The organism is Pseudomonas sp. TWR3-1-1, assembly GCF_049896545.1.
Taxonomy (GTDB): Bacteria; Pseudomonadota; Gammaproteobacteria; order Pseudomonadales; family Pseudomonadaceae; genus Aquipseudomonas; species Aquipseudomonas weihenstephanensis.
Window position 1 is genome coordinate 888088 of sequence record NZ_JAFCUO010000001.1, and the last position, 17217, is coordinate 905304.

At 55.5% G+C, this 17217-nt stretch carries 15 protein-coding genes; 5 read left to right on the forward strand and 10 right to left on the reverse strand.

All coding sequences use genetic code 11. The features are described from left to right. Positions 1 to 124 precede the first annotated feature (124 nt). Both ACP7A4_RS04295 and ACP7A4_RS04300 read left to right on the forward strand, forming a co-directional pair. Positions 125 to 1018: an ATP-binding protein gene (locus tag ACP7A4_RS04295; protein ID WP_426245668.1), complete on the forward strand. Its 894-nt coding sequence runs from the start codon at positions 125 to 127 to the stop codon at positions 1016 to 1018. Further along, a complete protein-coding gene (locus ACP7A4_RS04300; protein WP_048398702.1) occupies positions 1011 to 1493 on the forward strand; it encodes a GAF domain-containing protein in 483 nt (160 codons plus the stop codon). Before ACP7A4_RS04295 ends, ACP7A4_RS04300 begins: the two co-directional genes overlap by 8 nt. 2 nt (positions 1494 to 1495) lie before the next feature. On the opposite strand, the gene ACP7A4_RS04305 is transcribed toward ACP7A4_RS04300, so the two are convergent. From ACP7A4_RS04305 to ACP7A4_RS04340, 8 genes are all read right to left on the reverse strand, one after another. Then, a complete protein-coding gene (locus tag ACP7A4_RS04305; RefSeq protein ID WP_426245671.1) occupies positions 1496 to 4450 on the reverse strand; it encodes an HD domain-containing phosphohydrolase in 2955 nt (984 codons plus the stop codon). A gap of 95 nt (positions 4451 to 4545) precedes the next feature. Then, positions 4546 to 8046, reverse strand: coding sequence for a transporter substrate-binding domain-containing protein (locus ACP7A4_RS04310; RefSeq protein WP_426245894.1), 3501 nt, complete (start codon positions 8044 to 8046; stop codon positions 4546 to 4548). 122 nt (positions 8047 to 8168) lie between these two features. Then, a complete protein-coding gene (locus ACP7A4_RS04315; protein WP_048365122.1) occupies positions 8169 to 8795 on the reverse strand; it encodes a response regulator transcription factor in 627 nt (208 codons plus the stop codon). A gap of 373 nt (positions 8796 to 9168) precedes the next feature. Continuing rightward, positions 9169 to 10500: a deoxyguanosinetriphosphate triphosphohydrolase gene (locus ACP7A4_RS04320; protein ID WP_048365123.1), complete on the reverse strand. Its 1332-nt coding sequence runs from the start codon at positions 10498 to 10500 to the stop codon at positions 9169 to 9171. Between the two features lie 265 nt (positions 10501 to 10765). Continuing rightward, on the reverse strand, positions 10766 to 11110 hold the full coding sequence (locus ACP7A4_RS04325; protein ID WP_426245673.1) for a hypothetical protein: 345 nt from the start codon (positions 11108 to 11110) through the stop codon (positions 10766 to 10768). Beyond that, positions 11107 to 11481, reverse strand: coding sequence for a phage holin family protein (locus tag ACP7A4_RS04330; RefSeq protein ID WP_048365125.1), 375 nt, complete (start codon positions 11479 to 11481; stop codon positions 11107 to 11109). Before ACP7A4_RS04330 ends, ACP7A4_RS04325 begins: the two co-directional genes overlap by 4 nt. 1 nt (position 11482) lies before the next feature. Further along, positions 11483 to 11797, reverse strand: coding sequence for a DUF883 family protein (locus ACP7A4_RS04335; protein ID WP_059762717.1), 315 nt, complete (start codon positions 11795 to 11797; stop codon positions 11483 to 11485). 131 nt (positions 11798 to 11928) lie between these two features. Next, the gene (locus ACP7A4_RS04340; RefSeq protein ID WP_426245676.1) at positions 11929 to 13665 is read right to left on the reverse strand and encodes a cation:proton antiporter; all 1737 of its coding nucleotides are present in this window, start codon (positions 13663 to 13665) and stop codon (positions 11929 to 11931) included. 176 nt (positions 13666 to 13841) lie between these two features. Here ACP7A4_RS04340 and ACP7A4_RS04345 point away from each other — a divergent pair, with 176 nt between their 5' ends. The 3 genes from ACP7A4_RS04345 to ACP7A4_RS04355 all read left to right on the forward strand — a co-directional run bounded on the left by ACP7A4_RS04345 (position 13842) and on the right by ACP7A4_RS04355 (position 16227). Further along, a complete protein-coding gene (locus tag ACP7A4_RS04345) occupies positions 13842 to 14939 on the forward strand; it encodes an acyltransferase family protein (protein ID WP_426245678.1) in 1098 nt (365 codons plus the stop codon). Between the two features lie 77 nt (positions 14940 to 15016). Continuing rightward, entirely contained in the window at positions 15017 to 15253 is a 237-nt protein-coding gene (locus ACP7A4_RS04350) for a glutaredoxin family protein (RefSeq protein ID WP_426245680.1), read from the forward strand. A gap of 83 nt (positions 15254 to 15336) precedes the next feature. Further along, positions 15337 to 16227: a pseudouridine synthase gene (locus ACP7A4_RS04355; protein ID WP_203302937.1), complete on the forward strand. Its 891-nt coding sequence runs from the start codon at positions 15337 to 15339 to the stop codon at positions 16225 to 16227. Positions 16228 to 16289: 62 nt separating this feature from the next. Here the strand turns inward: ACP7A4_RS04355 and ACP7A4_RS04360 are convergent, their stop codons facing one another. Together ACP7A4_RS04360 and mobA are read right to left on the reverse strand one after the other, a co-directional pair. Then, positions 16290 to 16511 (reverse strand): YgdI/YgdR family lipoprotein, encoded by a 222-nt coding sequence (locus ACP7A4_RS04360; protein ID WP_048365131.1) that lies wholly within the window; start codon positions 16509 to 16511, stop codon positions 16290 to 16292. 94 nt (positions 16512 to 16605) lie between these two features. After that, positions 16606 to 17184, reverse strand: coding sequence for a molybdenum cofactor guanylyltransferase MobA (mobA, locus tag ACP7A4_RS04365; RefSeq protein ID WP_426245683.1), 579 nt, complete (start codon positions 17182 to 17184; stop codon positions 16606 to 16608). Positions 17185 to 17217: the final 33 nt, after the last annotated feature.

Sequence of the window (17217 nt, forward strand, 5' to 3'; positions counted from 1 at the left end):
TAACAGGTTAGCTGGCAGACTTTGCCCAGTTAACCGCTGGTAATTACGTATCCGCTAATCCGGGGATGGGCATCCGTGTCCACTCCATCAATGCGCTTTGTGTGTATCAGTCTGAGGAGATGTTGTGGATTCTAAACTGAATGCCTTTCTTGAGCGTGCTGACGCGGTGCTTGCGCGTATTGAACCGTTGCTGCCGGCGATCCGCCAACCGGTGGATTGGGATCGCTCTCTCGCCGCGCGCTGGCAGCGCGAAGGGCGTACGGGTTATTTGATGCCGCTGGACGTCAGCCTTCAGATGCGTCTTAGCGACTTGATTGGCGTCGATCAGCAGCGCGATCAATTGGGCCGCAATACTAAACAATTTCTGGACGGTTTACCGGCCAACCATGCATTGCTTTGGGGGTCGCGCGGCACGGGTAAGTCCTCCTTGATTCGGGCGTTGCTGGCCGAATACGCCTCGCACGGGTTGCGCCTGATTGAAATCGAGCGCGATCACCTGGCCGACCTGCCTCGCGTGGTTGAAGCCCTGCAAGGTCTGAAGCAACGTTTTGTACTGTTTTGTGATGACTTGTCTTTCGAGGCCGGCGAGGGCGATTACCGCGTGCTGAAAAGCGTGCTGGATGGCTCCCTTGAGCAAGCCCCGGAAAACGTTCTGTTGTATGCCACGTCTAACCGTCGGCATTTAGTGCCAGAAAAAGAAAGCGACAACGAAAACTGGAAACACGTCGACGGTGAACTGCATCCCAGCGAAGCCGTGGAAGACAAGATTGCGTTGTCTGATCGATTTGGCCTGTGGCTGTCGTTTTACCCGTTTACGCAGGAGCATTTTCTGAGCGTGGTTGAACACTGGATCGGCGTGTTGGCGGGCAAGGCCGGTTTGCAGTGGGAGCGCAATGAGGCACTGGATATTTTGGCTGTGCGCTGGGCAACCGGGCGTGGCAATCGTAATGGACGCTGCGCTTACCAGTTCGCACGCTACTGGGTTGGATTGAAATTGTTGGAGCAACCGAATGATTGATTTGAACGCAACAGGTGATGGTTTGGACGGTTATGCCTTGTTGAAGGCGCAACTGGAGTCCTTGTTGGCTGATGAGCGTGACTTTATTGCCAATGCCGCACAGTTTTCGGCATTTTTGTATCACCAGCTCGATGATTTGAATTGGGCCGGGTTTTACCTCAATCGCAATGAAGAGTTGGTACTGGGACCTTTTCAGGGCCAGATCGCTTGTGTGCGCATCCCGTTTGGTCGGGGTGTGTGCGGTGCTGCGGCCGCAACCCGAGAGACCCAGCGGGTTGAGGATGTACACGCGTTCGCAGGGCATATTGCCTGCGACAGCGCGTCCAACAGTGAATTGGTGGTGCCTTTGATCAAGGACGGTCGTTTGATCGGTGTGCTGGATCTGGACAGCCCGAGCATCGGGCGTTTTTCAGCGCAGGATCAGCAAGGCATCGAAGCACTTGCGGCCATCTTTTTGCGTTTGAGCGATTGCTGAGCCTATGGGCCCAGCCCGGCCTTGCGTAGCAGCACGTCGACTTCCACGCTGTCGACCTGCTCAGGCGCCAGAAAGCGCTGGGCATACTGCATATAGATCTGCTCGTGCATAAACAGCGCGAACAATTGCGGGTCAATATGAGCATCGTGGCACATGGCTGCCATGATGCTCAGCGCTTCACTCAGGGTTTTACCGCGTTTGTACGGTCGATCGGACGCGGTTAACGCCTCAAAGATATCGGCAATCGCCATCATGCGTGCCGCCAGGCTCATCTCTTCGCGTTTCAGCCGTTTCGGATAACCGGTGCCGTCCATTTTTTCATGATGCCCGCCCGCTATTTCAGCAATGTTGCCCAAGTAGCTGGGGAAGGGCAGGTGCTTGAGCATGAGGATGGTTTGCACGATGTGGTTATTGATGATGTAACGCTCTTCGCGGGTCAGGGTGCCCCGATTAATGCTCAGGTTGTACAGCTCGCCGCGATTGAACTTGTACGCAGGCACGTCCAGTTGAAAGCCCCATATATTGTCCGGCTCCATGCATTCGGCCTCGTTGCGTACGAACAGGTGTTCCGGCTTGTCGGCCAACAGTGACTCGGTCACCGGTAAGGCTTGCTCCGTTCGGGTTGCCTGGCGTTTGTTTTCTTCCCATGACACGCCCAGCCGATCATCCAGCGTGCGGGTCCAGGTGCGCAGGGCAATCGTCTTTAAGCGCTCCAGGTCGGCCTCGGCCATGGCTTCGCTGCCAAGATTGCTGCGGGCAACAAAGGCAAAGTCATCGTCCAGTGCGCCCAGGCTGGCGTCACGGGCTTGAGCCAGTTGCTTCTCGTCTGCACCCAAAGCCTTGCCCTGCCAATAGCTGACCCAGGCATCGCGCTTGAGAACCTCGAAACGGGTGCGTATTTCGTGGATCCGGTCGTACAGGGTTTCAAGTTTGGTGGCTTTGTCGACCACGTATTCTGGCGTGGTGACCTTGCCGCAATCATGCAGCCAGGACGCGATGTGCAGCGCTTCCCACTCTTCATCGGTGGGTTGATAGTGCGCAAATGCGGTGTGTTGGCTGGCGGCAGCCGCCTGGGCCAGCATCAAGGTCAGGGCGGGCACGCGCTGGCAATGACTGCCGGTGTAAGGGCTTTTGGCGTCAATCGCCCCGGCCAGCAATTGGATGAAGGCGTCCAGCAGCTGCTTTTGTCGCGCTTGCAGGCGCTGGCTTTCAATAGAAACCGCCGCCGCGCCCGAGACGGCCTTGATGAAGGCAATACGGTCGGCGCGCAGGTGCTCCTGGTCTTCACGTGAGCCGCTGTTGTTGAGTAATAACACCAGGATGCCCACGGTCTCGCCATGACGGTTGTGCAGACGAATCCCGATCAGGTGCACGCTTTGGCTGTCGAACGCCTGCATCACGGGTTGCAAGTCACCGGCCTGTGCATGGCTGAGGGTGCACACCACGCTGTCGTTACCTTCATGCAGCGTACGCAACCAGGGCGGATATTCGCGCTCCTGAGCATTCAGCGCGGGGTGAGTCAATGTGCTCAAGTCGCGGGGTTGATCGTTAATGATCAACCCTTTGAGGGCGAAATGAGGCCCCTCACTTTCGGTCAGATAAATCAGCCCGGCCTGCGCCTGGGCAATCTTCATGGTTTCGCGCACCACCGATTGCAGCAGCGGTTCGAAACGGGTGTGCGCTGACAGGCTGGCGGTGATCTCAAAAAAACTGGCCAAGGTCTCTTTCATGCGGCGCATGGAGGCAGCCAATTGGTCGATTTCAAGCACCGGTGAGTGCTGTATCGCGGGGTAATTGAAGTCAAAACGCCGTATCGCTTCGGCTTCTTGCACCAGGGCACGCAGGGGTTTGACCAACAATCGAGAGATTAACCAGCCTAAGGGCAGGCACAGCAGCAGGATCGCCAGGGTGACAATGGCGCCTTCCCAACGCAGTTGATAAGCATCGCCCAGCAGTTCGTCTTCAGGAACCATCAGGGCCAGATGCAAGCCGTTCAGCCCACCATCGGTCAGCCTAGCTTGTGAGACGATCCACTGTCTTTGATCAGCCTTGAGGCGATGGTCGGGGTCGATGCCATGGCGGGTTAAGGCTGCGAATGCGGGGCTAAGTTGTTCGACGCGAGACAGGTGAGTGGACTCAGGGTCGGCCAGTGACGGCTGGTAATCCGGGTAAGCAACGGCCTGGCCTGTGTCATCAAATAACGCGATTTCTGTGCCGGGCGTGACCTTGTGCCGGGCCAGCGTGGTGGAAAGTTGAGAAAGCGTGAGGTCTGCTCCGATCACCGCTTTGGCCGAACTGCGACGGGATAATGTAGTGCCCACCTCGCGTGTCGAGAAAAACAAATACGGGCTGGTGGTGAGTTGGTCGGTGATGCCCCGCGCCGGAATAAACCAGCTGCGGGCACGTGGGTCGTAGGTTTCATCGGCTTTATTGCGTTGTTCAAGCAGCGACAGGGACTCATCAAAAAACAGAATTTTCGACTCAACCTCGCTCAGTAGCCCCGACCGTTGAATGCTCCAGACCTGATACATGGCTTGTTGCGGTGCATTCAGGCGGTTCTTGGTTGCTTGATTACGTAAAGGGCGAACCAGAAAGAAGTTCCCTTGGTTGTCCCCCAGATAAAGGGCGGCGAGTGCCGGGTTGTCATTGAGTGTTTGTACAAACGGTTTCAACAATGCCATCCGGCTTTCGAATTGATCGGTAGTGCCGTCGGTACCGAGTGAAAGCAGGTTCAGCGCCTGGCGTATTGGCTGGTAGGTGTGCAGCAAGTCTTGCTGCACATCCTGTTCTATCTGGCTGAACACCTGCTGGCTGCTGTTGAGAATGATCCGTGTGGCTTGCACATAGTTAAAAATTCCCAAGGCCACACCCAGCAATACCAGCAACAGCGTGAACATCACGCTGATATGGACATGCAGGGGAAATTGGCGCTTTTTAGCTGACGCAGTCTTGGGCATACAAGGTGTCCCCGCCGATAGGAGTGCGCTGGTCCCTGTAAGCATAGTTAGGCCAGGCTCACGAGCGCCTTTTTTTGTGCAGGGTGACTCCTTGGTTATTCGGCAAGCTTGGCCAGTTCATTGAGCAGCGTTTGCTCCAGTGACGCCATGGCATGCCTGACCTCATCACAGGCGTGTTGCAAGGTGTCGGGGCTGGCCGTTTCCAGCGCTTCACACCGCTCAATCAATTTCACGGCCCCGACAATACGTGCGGCGCCTTTAATTCTGTGGGCCAAGTCAGTTAAGCCCTCCCGTCCTTCGTCTACGCGCAGTATGCGCAGCGCCTCAAGGTCAGCCTGGTTGCTGCGTAACAGCTCTTCGAGCAATCGCTTGATCCTGATGGGGTCTGCACCTGACAGCGCATAAAGGCTTTCAACATTGAATGCGACTTCGGCGTAGACAGGCTTGAGTTCGTTCAGACGCTTGCAGAGCAATGTGAGGCTGATGGGCTTGAACATGCAGTCGTCCATGCCTGCCTGTTGGCAGTTGAGACGCTCCTCTGGTTGGGCGTTGGCGGTGAACCCCAGGATCGTGCACGGTACTCGCTGGTCAACGTGTTCGATATGTCGAATCGCGCGGGTCAAGTCATAGCCATTCATGACGGGCATATTGCAATCAGCAATGACCACGTCGAACCCCCCTTGCTTCCAGAGTTCAAGCCCGGCGGCACCGTTTTGCGCCGTGGTGTACACATGGCCTAAAAAGCCCAATTGCTGACACATCAACAAGCGATTAGCCGGGTGATCGTCCACAACCAGGACATTGAGCGTCCGTGTGCTGTGGGTGATCTCCGGCTCTTTTGCGGTCTGACTCAGGCTGGGTGCCAGAGACGGTACTTTCAGGGTGACCTGAACCAGTGTGCCCACCGTGGGTTGGCTGCTCAGCGTCAGCGTGCCGCCCATCATTTCGCACAGGCTTTTGCAAATCACCAGCCCGAGTCCTGCGCCCCCCAGGGCGAGCTGGCCGCTGTTTTCTACTTGTGAAAAAGGTTCAAACAGGCGCGCCTGATCGCTGCTGCTGATACCAATGCCTGTGTCTTGCACGCTGAGCTGCACCTGAACCAGATCCGGGGTGTCTGTCGGGAGCAGGTTCAATGCCAGCGTCACATGACCGCGATCTGTGAACTTGATGGCATTGCTGATCAGGTTGGTGAGGATTTGTTTAAAACGCAGGGGGTCGACCAGTACATCCGGAGCGTCATGCCCCGGGGTGAAAATCAGCGACAGGGCCAGCTTTTTTTGCCGTGCCAAACCGTCGAACACCCGGATCACGGAGCTGGCCAATTCGCGCAAGTTGACGCGCTCAGCTGACAGGTTCAGCCGGCCCGACTCGATTCTGGCGATATCAAGAATATCGCCAATCAACTCCAGCAAGTCTTTGGCAGAGTTGTACGCCACCTCAATTGATGGTCGATCGAGCTGGCCTTTATCCGCTCGTTTCAACGTGAGTTCCAGCAAGCCTATAACCGCATTCATGGGGGTGCGGATTTCATGGCTCATTGTTGCCAGGAACGTACTTTTGGCGCGGTTGGCCTCATCAGCCAGCTCTTTGGCGGAGCGCAGTTTGTCCATCAATTGACGGCGGTCACTGATGTCGATCCAGCCACCGATAATGCCTTGCACCTCACCCAGCGAATCTCTGTAGGGAAGAATCCAGTGGTAAATGGTCATGATCTGATCGCCGATGTGCAATTGGCGATCCATGATCAGTGGCGTGCCTTCGCGTATAACGCGCAAATAGTCAGCCTGAAAGTCCCGGGCTTCGTGTTCATTACTGATGGCACTGCGAGTTTGTATGACCGTTTTGCCGATGACTTCTTCGCGCTTGGCGCAAAACGCTTCCAGATAACTGTCATTACAGGTTTGCAGAATGCCCTGGCGATCTCGCACATAAATGGGGTGAGGTGTTTCATTGACCATTGCGCGCATAAATTCGAACTGATCGCTGAGGGCGCGCTCAGCCTGTTTTCGCTGCTGTATCTGGCGGCGCATGTAAGCGTTCCAGACCAGTGACAGCAGCAGCAAAAGCGTGGTCCCGATGATGACCTGGTAAATCAGGCGATGATAATTGCGCCAGTAGCTATCAGAGGCGGGCACATAACCGCGCCAGCGGCTGTTGATAATGCCCAACTCATCCGGGGCAATGCTGAGCAGTGCTTTGTCGAGGATCGAGCTTAGTTCGCTGGCATCGCGGGCTGTGGCCAGGGAAAAGGTGGCAGGCTGGGTGCCAATCGTAGCGCTGATTTGCAGGCGGTCCTGAAACAGTTGAGACGCCAGCAAGTAATTGGCAATGACCAGGGTATTCACAGCCCCTTGTACTTTGCCCTCTGACAACAATTGCGTCGCTTGATAGATATCGTCGGTTTCGACGAGCGTGATGTCTGGGAACGCTTTGCGAAGATAGCCGGTTAGCGGGTTACCCAGGGTCAACGCCAGGCGTTTGCCGGCCAGCTGTTCCAGGTTGGCGGGGTGCTGGATGCCTTTTGCAGTCAGCAGGACAAATGAGTTTTCGAGATAGGGACGACTGAAATTGAGTTTGTTTTCGCGCGATACCGATGGGCTGATCACCGAAATAATGTCGGTCTCATGTCGCTGAATCATGTCGATCATGTGGCTCAGGCTGCGGGTACGCTGGATCTCGAACCGCAACCCGGTGCGCAGGCGAATCATTTCCAGCAGGTCTGCGGTAATACCGCGAAAATTTCCCTCGGCATCAAAAAAGCTCAGCGGCGCCAGCGTTTCGTTAACCACGACCTTGACCACGGCATGTTTAGCCAGCCAGCGCTGTTCACGTTCGGTCAGTTGGAGCTTTTGGTCAGTCAGCAATATGTCGCTGCCAGCGCTCCAGCGTTTGGCGATGTTTTGGCGCTCGTTGTTGGGGATGGCCTCAAGCGTGGAATTGAGGATGTCCAGCAGGACGTGGTTATCACGACGAACAGCAAAGCTGAAGCCATAGGCTTCATGCTTGCTGAAATTGGCCATTTTAATGTTCTTCAAATAGCCCTTGTTGATCATGTAATGCGTGGAGAGCGTATCGCCCAGAAACACATCGGCCTGATCAAATGCCACCGCGTTTATTGCATTTTGGTACGAAGGGTATGACTGAATGATGGCCTTTGGATAAAGCCTTTTGATCTCATCGAGTGGCAGGTAGTGGTAAACCATGCTCAAGCGCAAGCCTTCCAGGCCTTGGGTCAAGGAGCGGGTTTCTCCTTCGCGGGTTACAAGAACAGGCTGGTCAACGGCATAGGGAGTTGAAAGCAGCAGGTTCTGATTGGCGGCTTCGTAACCATTCGAGGTACCGAGCAAATCAATGTTGCCTTGCTCCAGGGCCTGGATAACGTCGTCTCTTGTTGCAAAGCGCTGAACGTTGATCGATACGTTGAGTGCCTGGGCCAGAAGGCCGATGTAGTCGGCAGTGAAACCTTCGTAATCCTGGCCGCTGGTCGTCATGTCAAAAGGGGGATAGTCCGGAGAAGAAATGCCCACCCGCAATACGCGTTTTTCCTGAAGCCATTTGCGCTGTTTCTTATCGAGCGGGGCTTCCAGGTAAGAGATGCCCTAGCGGCTCAGCAATGGGTAGTTGTCACTGCCGGTGGCGTGAGCCAGCATGGACCAGCATAGAAGTAAGCCGGTGATCAGTGATAAAGGATGTAGTAACCGCGTGGGCATCGTGTTTCTCACACTAAAGAATTGCGTTTAGCTAGTTCGATAAGATCAACCAATGAGTTTGCTTTTAATTTTTGCATGAGTCTTTTTTTGTAAGTGCTCACTGTTTTATTACTCAAGAACATCCCTTTGGCGATTTCTTTGTTTGTTTTGCCTTGCGCGAAAAGCTGTAGAACCATGAGTTCGCGGTCATTCACTAATTTGAATAACTCGATTTCTGAACAGTCGCCATCCTCGTGTCGCTCAGGAGTCAAGGCTTGACTGGGGAAATAATTGTAGCCAGAGAATACGGCTTTTATTGCGCTGACAAGTTCACTCAGTTCTTCTTGTTTGCACACATACCCCGCCGCACCGGATTGCATGCAGCGCATGGCAAACAGGGTAGGGGACTGGGCGGTCAGGACCAATGTTTTAAGGGTTGAATTCATGGCGTTGAAACGTGCGAGCACTTCCAGTCCGTCGAGTTTAGGGATGCTGATGTCGAGAATGATCAAATCGGGCACGCATTCACGCACCATTTGCATTGCGTCGACACCATTGTCGGTTTCGCCGACTATTTCATAACCTTCATGTTCTAACAACATACGAATTGCCAGTCGGATAACCGGATGATCGTCAACTATAAAGACGGTGGTCATAATTAATTCCTGTTAAGCACGGTATAGAAAGCGCGCACCATAGCTCAGTTATATGAGCGGGCACACGAACCTGCGGGCCTACAAACGTAGTATGGGAAAAAACCTACGGAAATTAAGGCGCGAGAGCACGATTTGTTAACGTTGTGAGTGGAAAGGTAATGAGGGATAGAGTGTTTTTTTAGTGTTTGGTTTGTGCTGTTGAATGAGGTGTTTAGTTTGGGTTGGGAAAAGTACTACACGCGTTTTTGGTGTTTGCTACTTGTGCTTGTTTAATGATGTTTAATTAAGAGTGTGTGCGTAGGTGTTTCCGAGCAGTGGTTGTAGGGCTAGCCTGTAGGATTCAGGCCGGCCCTGTTAGGACCGAGACTCAAATTCAAGTCGGACTTGAGCGGCCAGTCATTTCTCTGGCCATCTCGGTGGCATAGCTGTCTGTCATGCCTGCAATGAAGTCGATGACGCGCATAAACGAACGGTGTAATGGCCAGTAAGGGTCAGGCGCGCTATTGCCCAGCAAATCCAGAATGCGCCGGCTTTTGAACGAAGGCGTGCGCCCGCCATGTTGCTCAAGTACAGCGCCGCAAAAGGCATTCAGGAGAATTTCCAGCGTGGTGTACGCGCCGATTTCGTGAAGGGTTTTGCGCTTGTCCTGGAAGATTTTTTTGCGGGCCATGTCTTTTGCATCCAGCACGCAACGTTTTGCCGGGCCATGCATATGCTCTACCAAGTCCCCGGGTAGCGTGCCGTTGAGCAGTGCTTGTTGTTGCTCGACAAAGGCGAGCGCAGCGGCATTGGTCAAATGCTCGATGGCTTTGCCACGCAGAATGGCCAATTTGCGTCGCTCGGAATCTTGAGGGCCCAGCAAACGATAGGTTTCAGGCAAGTCATCACCCACCAGTCCCAGCAGCAGGGATTCGACTTCGCGGTATCCCAGCAAGTCCATCTCCAGGCCGTCCTCAAGGTCAATGAGTGCATAGCAGATGTCGTCCGCCGCCTCCATCAGATACACCAGAGGATGGCGTGCCCAGCGCTCTTCTTCGAGTTGCGGCAAGCCCAGTTTGTGGGCGATCCCTTCGAGCAGATGCAGTTCACTCTGATAGCAACCGAACTTGTGCTTTTTGTAACCTTGCGAATCGGCATGGCGCGCCGTCCAGGGGTATTTGAGGAACGTACCCAAGGTGGCATGGGTCAGGCGGGTGCCGCCATCAAACTGATGGTATTCCAGCTGCGTGAGCACCCTGAATCCTTGGGCATTGCCTTCAAAGCTCAGGAAGTCAGTGCGCTCGACATCACTCATATCATCGAGCCAGCCACGGTCTGCGGCCTGTTGAAACCAGTTACGGATAGCGTCTTCACCCGAATGCCCGAAGGGCGGGTTGCCAATGTCATGGGCCAGACAGGCCGACTGTACAACCATGCCCAAATCACCGGGGTCACACCAGTCGGGCAGGGCGCTGCGAAGCGTCTCCCCCACGCGCATGCCCAATGAGCGGCCCACACAGCTGACTTCAAGGGAGTGGGTCAGGCGGGTGTGGATATGGTCATTGCTATTGACGGGGTGAACTTGGGTTTTACGGCCCAGACGGCGAAAAGCACCTGAAAAGATGATTCGGTCATGGTCTTTATGAAAAGGGCTGCGTCCCAGCTCTTCAGGACTGTGGTGAGGTTTTCCGAGGCGTTCGCGATTAAGTAGAGTTTGCCAATCCAAGGCGCAGTGCTCCGTCAGTGACTGTGCTCGCAGCTTCTCGCGTCACGCGCGAGCGTGCAAGTTGGATCAGGTGGGGACATGAACCTGCGTTCACTGTCGAGTCACGAGGCTGCGATCGAGCGCGAAGCGGCCGCACACCCGGTGGCTAAGGTGTGTCTGACGCACCGGGTTCGATGGTTCTACGATGGCTGCGCTGACGAACGTCGCCTCGTGTTATTCATCAACCGTTACACAGTCAGGTGCAACGGGTGATGCAATCATCGCCTCAAGGCTTGCGCGCGGAGCCCTGGATGACCAGTTTGATCAGTGGCAGCAGACCGGTCGTCAGCCCGATCAGGCGCGACATACGACCGCTGCCTTTGGAACGTGCGCCCTTACCGGTCAAAAAGCCCAACAGGGTGACAGCGCCTACGCCCCACAACGGCGCATGCTTGATCCCCAGGCTTTCTTGCCAGTTGCTGGTCATCCCGCGTATTTTTTGCAAAGGCTGGAGCAACTGCTGGGTTTCATGGCGAATTTCCTGGCGATGCATTTCCATGCGCAAGCGAATCAACACTTTACGCATCTCGCGCCGTGACGCTTTTTGCGGCATTTCAGGCAGGCTGCTCATGGCAATAAACGCTCGCGGTCTTTGGCCAGCTCTTCGAGCGTGGCATTGAAAGGAGAGGATTCATCGAACACCGCTGCTTTAAGACGAAGGCCGCAGAAAATCGCCGCTAACGTATAAAACACACACAGGCCGATGATGCCGGTCAGGCGATAACTGTCCCAGACCAGAATCAGCACCAGCGCCGACAGCCCGATCAGCAATAACAGGCCAAACACCAAGGCCAGCCCGGCAAACAGTAACAGGCTGACAGTCCGTGCCTTCTGTTCTTGCAACTCGATGCCTAATAACTCGACATGGCTGTGCAGCAGGCCCAGAAACGCGGCACCCAAGCGCCGCGGTGAGGAACGAGGGGAGCCGGATTCTTCTGTCATATCAGCGCCGCGTAGCCAGCAGGCCAATCAAAAAGCCGACGCCGGCGGCAATGCCAACCGATTGCCACGGGTTTGCCTGAACGTAGTCTTCGGTGGCCACGACGGCTGCCTGCCCACGCTGTTGCAGGGTCTCTTTGGTTTCATCCAGCGACTCGCGGGCCTTGAGCAGGCTGTCCTTGATTTGGGCACGCAGCTCTTCGGCTTGATCACCCGCCAGGGACGCGGTGTGCTCCAGCAGTCTTTCGGTGTCTGCAACCAGCGCCTGGAAGTCAGCCATCAATATCTCTTGAGCATTCTTTGCTGTAGTGCGGGCCATGTGAATCTCCGTAAGTGGCTTGATGATGGTTCGAGTGTAGGCATTGATTGAAGGTTCACTGCATTTCTCTCACTTGCTGACGCAGGCGTTAGAGGCGTTGACCTTCAATCAGAGAAAAACCTTACCTTAAATTATTCATTTTCGCGGGTGAACCCCTGATTCTCGCGTGCATCAGGGTTTTCAATGCAGCCTTCCAGCAAGTGATAACGGTTATGCCGCACTTCATCCACTCGATGGCGCACGGTTTTTTCCGAAAGGCCAAGCAGAATCAAGGCATGAGAGGCCAGCATCAGGCTGGATTCCAGCAGTTCCGGTACCACTTCGGTCGCCCCGGCAGCCTTCAGTTCAGCCAGTTGGCTGTCGTCACGGGTTCTGACCAGTACCGGCACATCAAGTGTGATCAGGCGAGCCTCTTTGAGCACGCACATGGCCACCTCAGTGTTGTCTACGGCGATGACCAGCAGGCGCGCCCGGTCAAGGCCGACAGCGCGCAACAGATCACCACGGCGGGCGTCGCCGTAATGCACGCAGCTGTCGACTTTGGCGGCTTCTTGAATGCGATCCGGGTCGTAGTCCAAAGCCACAAAATCATGATGCTCACTGCGCAAGAAACGGCCAATGGACTGACCCACCCGCCCATAACCGCACATCACCACGTGGCCGTGCAGTTCAGCGTTCTGCGCGGCGATTTCTTCAAGCTCGGCTTCTTCGTTGGACTTGCGGTGCAAGCTGGCGGCGATCTGCGGTGCAGCGCGCAGTAAAAGTGGCGTCAACAACATCGAGCAGAAGGTCGCGGCCAACAGGTAGCTGGCAATCTGGGGCGGGATCAACGAGTTGATTTGCATTTGTGCCATCAGTGCAAAACAGAACTCGCCTCCCTGCGCCAGGGCCAGGCCACTGCGCCAGGCCGTTTCACCATCGCTGCCGCGCAACTTGACCAGCGCAGCGACCACGCCCCCTTTGATCAAGAGCAAGGTCAAGGTCAGGCCCAGAATCAAAAAGCCGTCATGCACAAACAGTTGAAGGTCGATGAGCATGCCGATGCTGACGAAGAACAGCCCCAGCAAGATGTCGCGGAACGGGCGGATATCCGCTTCGATCTGATGGCGGTAATGGCTTTCACCCAGCAGCATGCCAGCCAAAAATGCGCCCAGTGCGGGCGACAAACCCAATAAATGGGTGAGCCATGCCGTGAGCAGCACGATGACCAGTGCCAGCAACACAAACAGTTCGGCGGAGCGCGAGGCGGCTACTTCGTGGAACAGGCGCGGTAACAGGAAGCGGCTGGCCAATAGCAAGCCGACAAACAGGATCACGGTTTTGCCCAAGGTGATGGGTAACGCCCAGTACCAGGCTTGCTCGCTGCTGCCTGCGAACACAGGCACTAATGTCAGTAAAAGCACCGCCACCACGTCTTGGAACAGCAGCACGCCAATCGCGTTTTGGCCATGACGACTGAAAATTTCACCGAGGCTGGTCAGCTCTTTACTGACGATGGCCGTGGACGACAGCGCCAGCCCGGCGCCGAGTAAAAAGGCGGCATTGAGGCTCATGCCAAACGCGTACAGCAGGCTCCCCAACACCAGCGAGGTGCACAGTACTTGCAGGCTGCCCAGGCCAAAGACCACCCTGCGCAGCGCCAGCATTTTGGGCAGCGAAAACTCCAACCCTAATGAAAACAGCAAAAACACCACCCCCAATTCAGCCAGGTCGGGCAGGTCCGGGCTGTCGTTGATCCAGTCCAGAGCGGTAGGCCCGACAAACAGCCCGACACACAAATAGCCCAGGACTGGAGGCAGCTTTAACCGCCTGAAAAAGGCGATCACCACCAGTGAGGAGGCGAGGATGATTAACAAATTGGCAAACACGCAGGTCTTCCTTGTCTGTTTGAATAAAAAAAGTCGCGAGCTTCCAGTAATTCAAAGGGGCTTGCGCTGACACACATCATGATTAAACGCCAACATTTCAAAATCACGGTCCTTCGCTATGCTCACAGCCAAGCTACTTAATTGGATGTTGGACAAGCGTAGTCGTCAGGAGCGTTATGGAACGTCTGTATTCCCTGCAAGGCTTGAGAGGCGCTGCCGTTTTGGGAGTGGTGTTATTCCACATGGCGTCAGTTGAGGCGAAGTATTCGGGTGGTGATCTTTTATTGCCAGCGTGGGTCGACTTCTTCCAGCTGGGGGTTGATCTTTTTTTTGTGATCAGTGGCTTTGTCATGGTGATTGTGACCCGTGGCCGCTTTCAGAGCGCGGTGCAAACCCAGCGTTTTGCTTTTAATCGGCTGTCGCGCATTTACCCTAATTATTGGCTGTATTTTTTTATCACCCTGGGCGTCACTTTGGCGCTGCCGGGCGTGGTCAATACCTCGCATGGCAGCTCCAATCTCTTGATGTCGTTTTTATTGCTGCCCAATGATCGAGTGCTATTGGTGATGGTGGCCTGGTCGCTGGTATTTGAGTTGTGGTTCTACCTGGTGTTTACGGGGTTGTTGTTATTCAAAGAAAAACACCTGCCGCTATTGCTGGCGTTGTGGGCGTGCGGGCTGATTGCGTTCAACCTGTTGGCCAACTGGCAAGACTTCAATCCGGCGTTGAAAATCATGCTCCACCCTTACGCGCTGGAATTCATCATGGGCAGCGCTCTGGCACTGTTTTTTTACAGTAAGCACAGCGTCAAGGTGCCAACGCCCTGGGTCTGGGCAACCTTGATGGCTGCTTTGACCGTCGGGTTTGGGTTGATCTACGTATTCAAGCTGTTCTTCACCGAAGGCTTGCTGCGCATGGTGTCGGTGGGGGTTATTTTTGGCGCGCTGATTGGTTCGCTGGCCCTGCTGGAGCGGCGCAAGTTGATTCGTGTGCCACAGTTTCTGATTTTCACAGGTGATATGTCTTACACGATTTACCTGTCGCACTTGCTGGTGTTGGGCGTGATCGGGCATGTGTGGCAGCGTATCGGCGCATGGCCTGACAGCGTGTGGGACAATCTGTTTTTTCTGCTGCTGATGATGAGTGCCGTGATCTGTTACGGGGCGCTGGCGTACCGTTTTTTCGAAAAGCCGGTGCTGGATTGGGCCACGGCGTTTTGCAATCGCACCTTTGCGGTCAAACGCGCGGCTGGCCAACCCGACTCGGCCAAATGACAGGCGTACCTGGGCTGCGGGTCGACGTCATAGGGCAACGCTCCTAGAATGGCGGCCTATTTTTCAGGTCGTGAATTATGTCCCCCGAATGTGAACTGTTGGGCACCCTTGGCTGCCACCTGTGCGAAGTCGCAGAAGCTGTGCTAATGCCGCTTGTCGAAGAGGGCTTGTTGGTTGCGCTGGTCGATATCGCAGAGTGCGAGGGGCAAGTTCAAACCTATGGCCTGCGCATCCCGGTGTTGCGCCGGGTCGATACAGGCGCAGAGTTGGACTGGCCTTTTGAGACTGAACAGGTGGTGAGCTTCCTCATCTAGGCCACGGGCTGCTCCTGAGACGGTTTCGTGAACAGGCCCGGTGGGCGATAATCCCCGGCTGCTTTTTACTGCCCGAGTTTTTTATGTCGACCCAGCGCTTTAACGCCGCCGAGCACCAAGCCAGCACCCTCTACCTGCCGCCCGGTAAGTGGCTGACAGTGCTTGACTGCTTGTGTGAACACTTTCAGGCGATCAGCCGTGAGCAGTGGCTTGATCGCCTGGCGCGCGGTCGTGTGCTGGATGCGGAAGGCGCGCCGATCAGTGCGCAGTTGGCCTACAAGGAAGGCCTGCGTATTCACTATTTTCGTGAAGTGCCCAACGAAACGCCGATCCCGGTCCAAGAGACCATTCTCTATGCTGATGAACATTTGGTGGTGGCCGACAAACCCCACTTTCTGCCAGTGACCCCGGCCGGTGAATACGTGGAGCAAACCCTGTTGCGCCGTCTGATTCGCACGCTCGACAATCCGAATTTGGTGCCATTGCACCGCATTGATCGGCACACGGCGGGGTTGGTGTTGTTTTCCGCCAACCCGGCCACACGCTCCGCTTACCAGTTGCTGTTTCCGACACGCAAGATCGAAAAACGCTATGAAGCCATCGCGCCTGCCTTGCCTGAACTGGAGCTGCCGCGTGTACATAAAAGCCGTTTGGTAGACGGTGAACCGTTCTTTCGCATGCAGGAAGGGCCGGGCGACAGCAACACTGAAACCCTGGTCGATGTGAGTGAGAAAAACGGTGACCTGTGGCGTTATGCGCTGTACCCCGTCACCGGCAAAAAGCATCAGCTGCGCGTGCACATGGCGGCGTTGGGGGCGGGGATCTGCAACGACCCGTTTTATCCGCAGGTGATCAAGGATGCCGAGGATGACTACGCCAAGCCCTTGAAGCTGCTGGCCAAGGCGTTGCGTTTTATCGACCCGGTTAGCGGTGAAGAACGCTACTTTGAAAGCCGCATCCATCTGGCGTGGTAAGCGTGTGGCCCGCCAAAACAACAAAACCCGCACGGGGCGGGTTTTGTTTTAACGCATAAGCCTTACAGCTCTTTAACGGTGCGAATCTGGTCTTTGTTGATACGGGTTTCTTTGCCGTCCAATTGCTTGAACTGGTAGAAGCCCGAATCTTCATCGTACTTAGGCGTGTCAATTGCCTGGATTTCACGACCGTCGTTAAGAGTGATCACGGTTGGCGACGCACAGCCAGCAAGGGCGGCCAGGCCAGCAGTGAGCATGAGGGCGGCGAGAGTCCGATGAGTCATTGTGTTTCTCCAACAAATGAATGTACGTAATGGGTAGCTGTCCCTGAGACGTATACATCGTCTGCAAGTTCCCTGGCTAGTGGCGCAAGGATAGCTATTGGCTTTGTTCGAGTAAATCCGGGGTGTTGACGTTGAGCAGCCGGGGATCATTCTGCGCGCACGCGCAAGCCTGTGCATTGAGCTCAAGCATGATGTTGCGCGGGCTGCGCTGACCGTTTTGCCACGCGGTGTCAAATGCGCCTTTGAGTGCGACGGGGATCACGCACAGCAGCGGTTCCCAGTGTTCGTCGTGGCGCACCATCACCGGTTGCTCGAGGTTCAGGCGCGCCGTATCGAACAGGGCGCGGATCAGGTCGGTGTCGATGCGGGGCACATCGCACGGCAGCACCAGCAGGTGTGAGTGCCGAGCCACGGCCAGCCCTGCGCGGATACCGGCCAGCGGCCCGTCAAAATCATCGTTGCCATCATTGACCACCTGGTCCGCATAGGCGGCGTAGTGCGCGTGATTGCGGTTGCAAGAAATGATCAAGTCATCCGTCAATGGCCGCGCCACCCGCTGGGCATGGCTGATCAAGGGCTGGCCCTGCCAGCGCAATAACCCTTTGTCCTGCCCGCCCATACGCTGGCCCCGTCCGCCCGCCAGCAGCAAGATTGAACAGTGGAACTGGCTCATGAATTGACTCCGCGCAGTCAGGCAAAAGAAGGG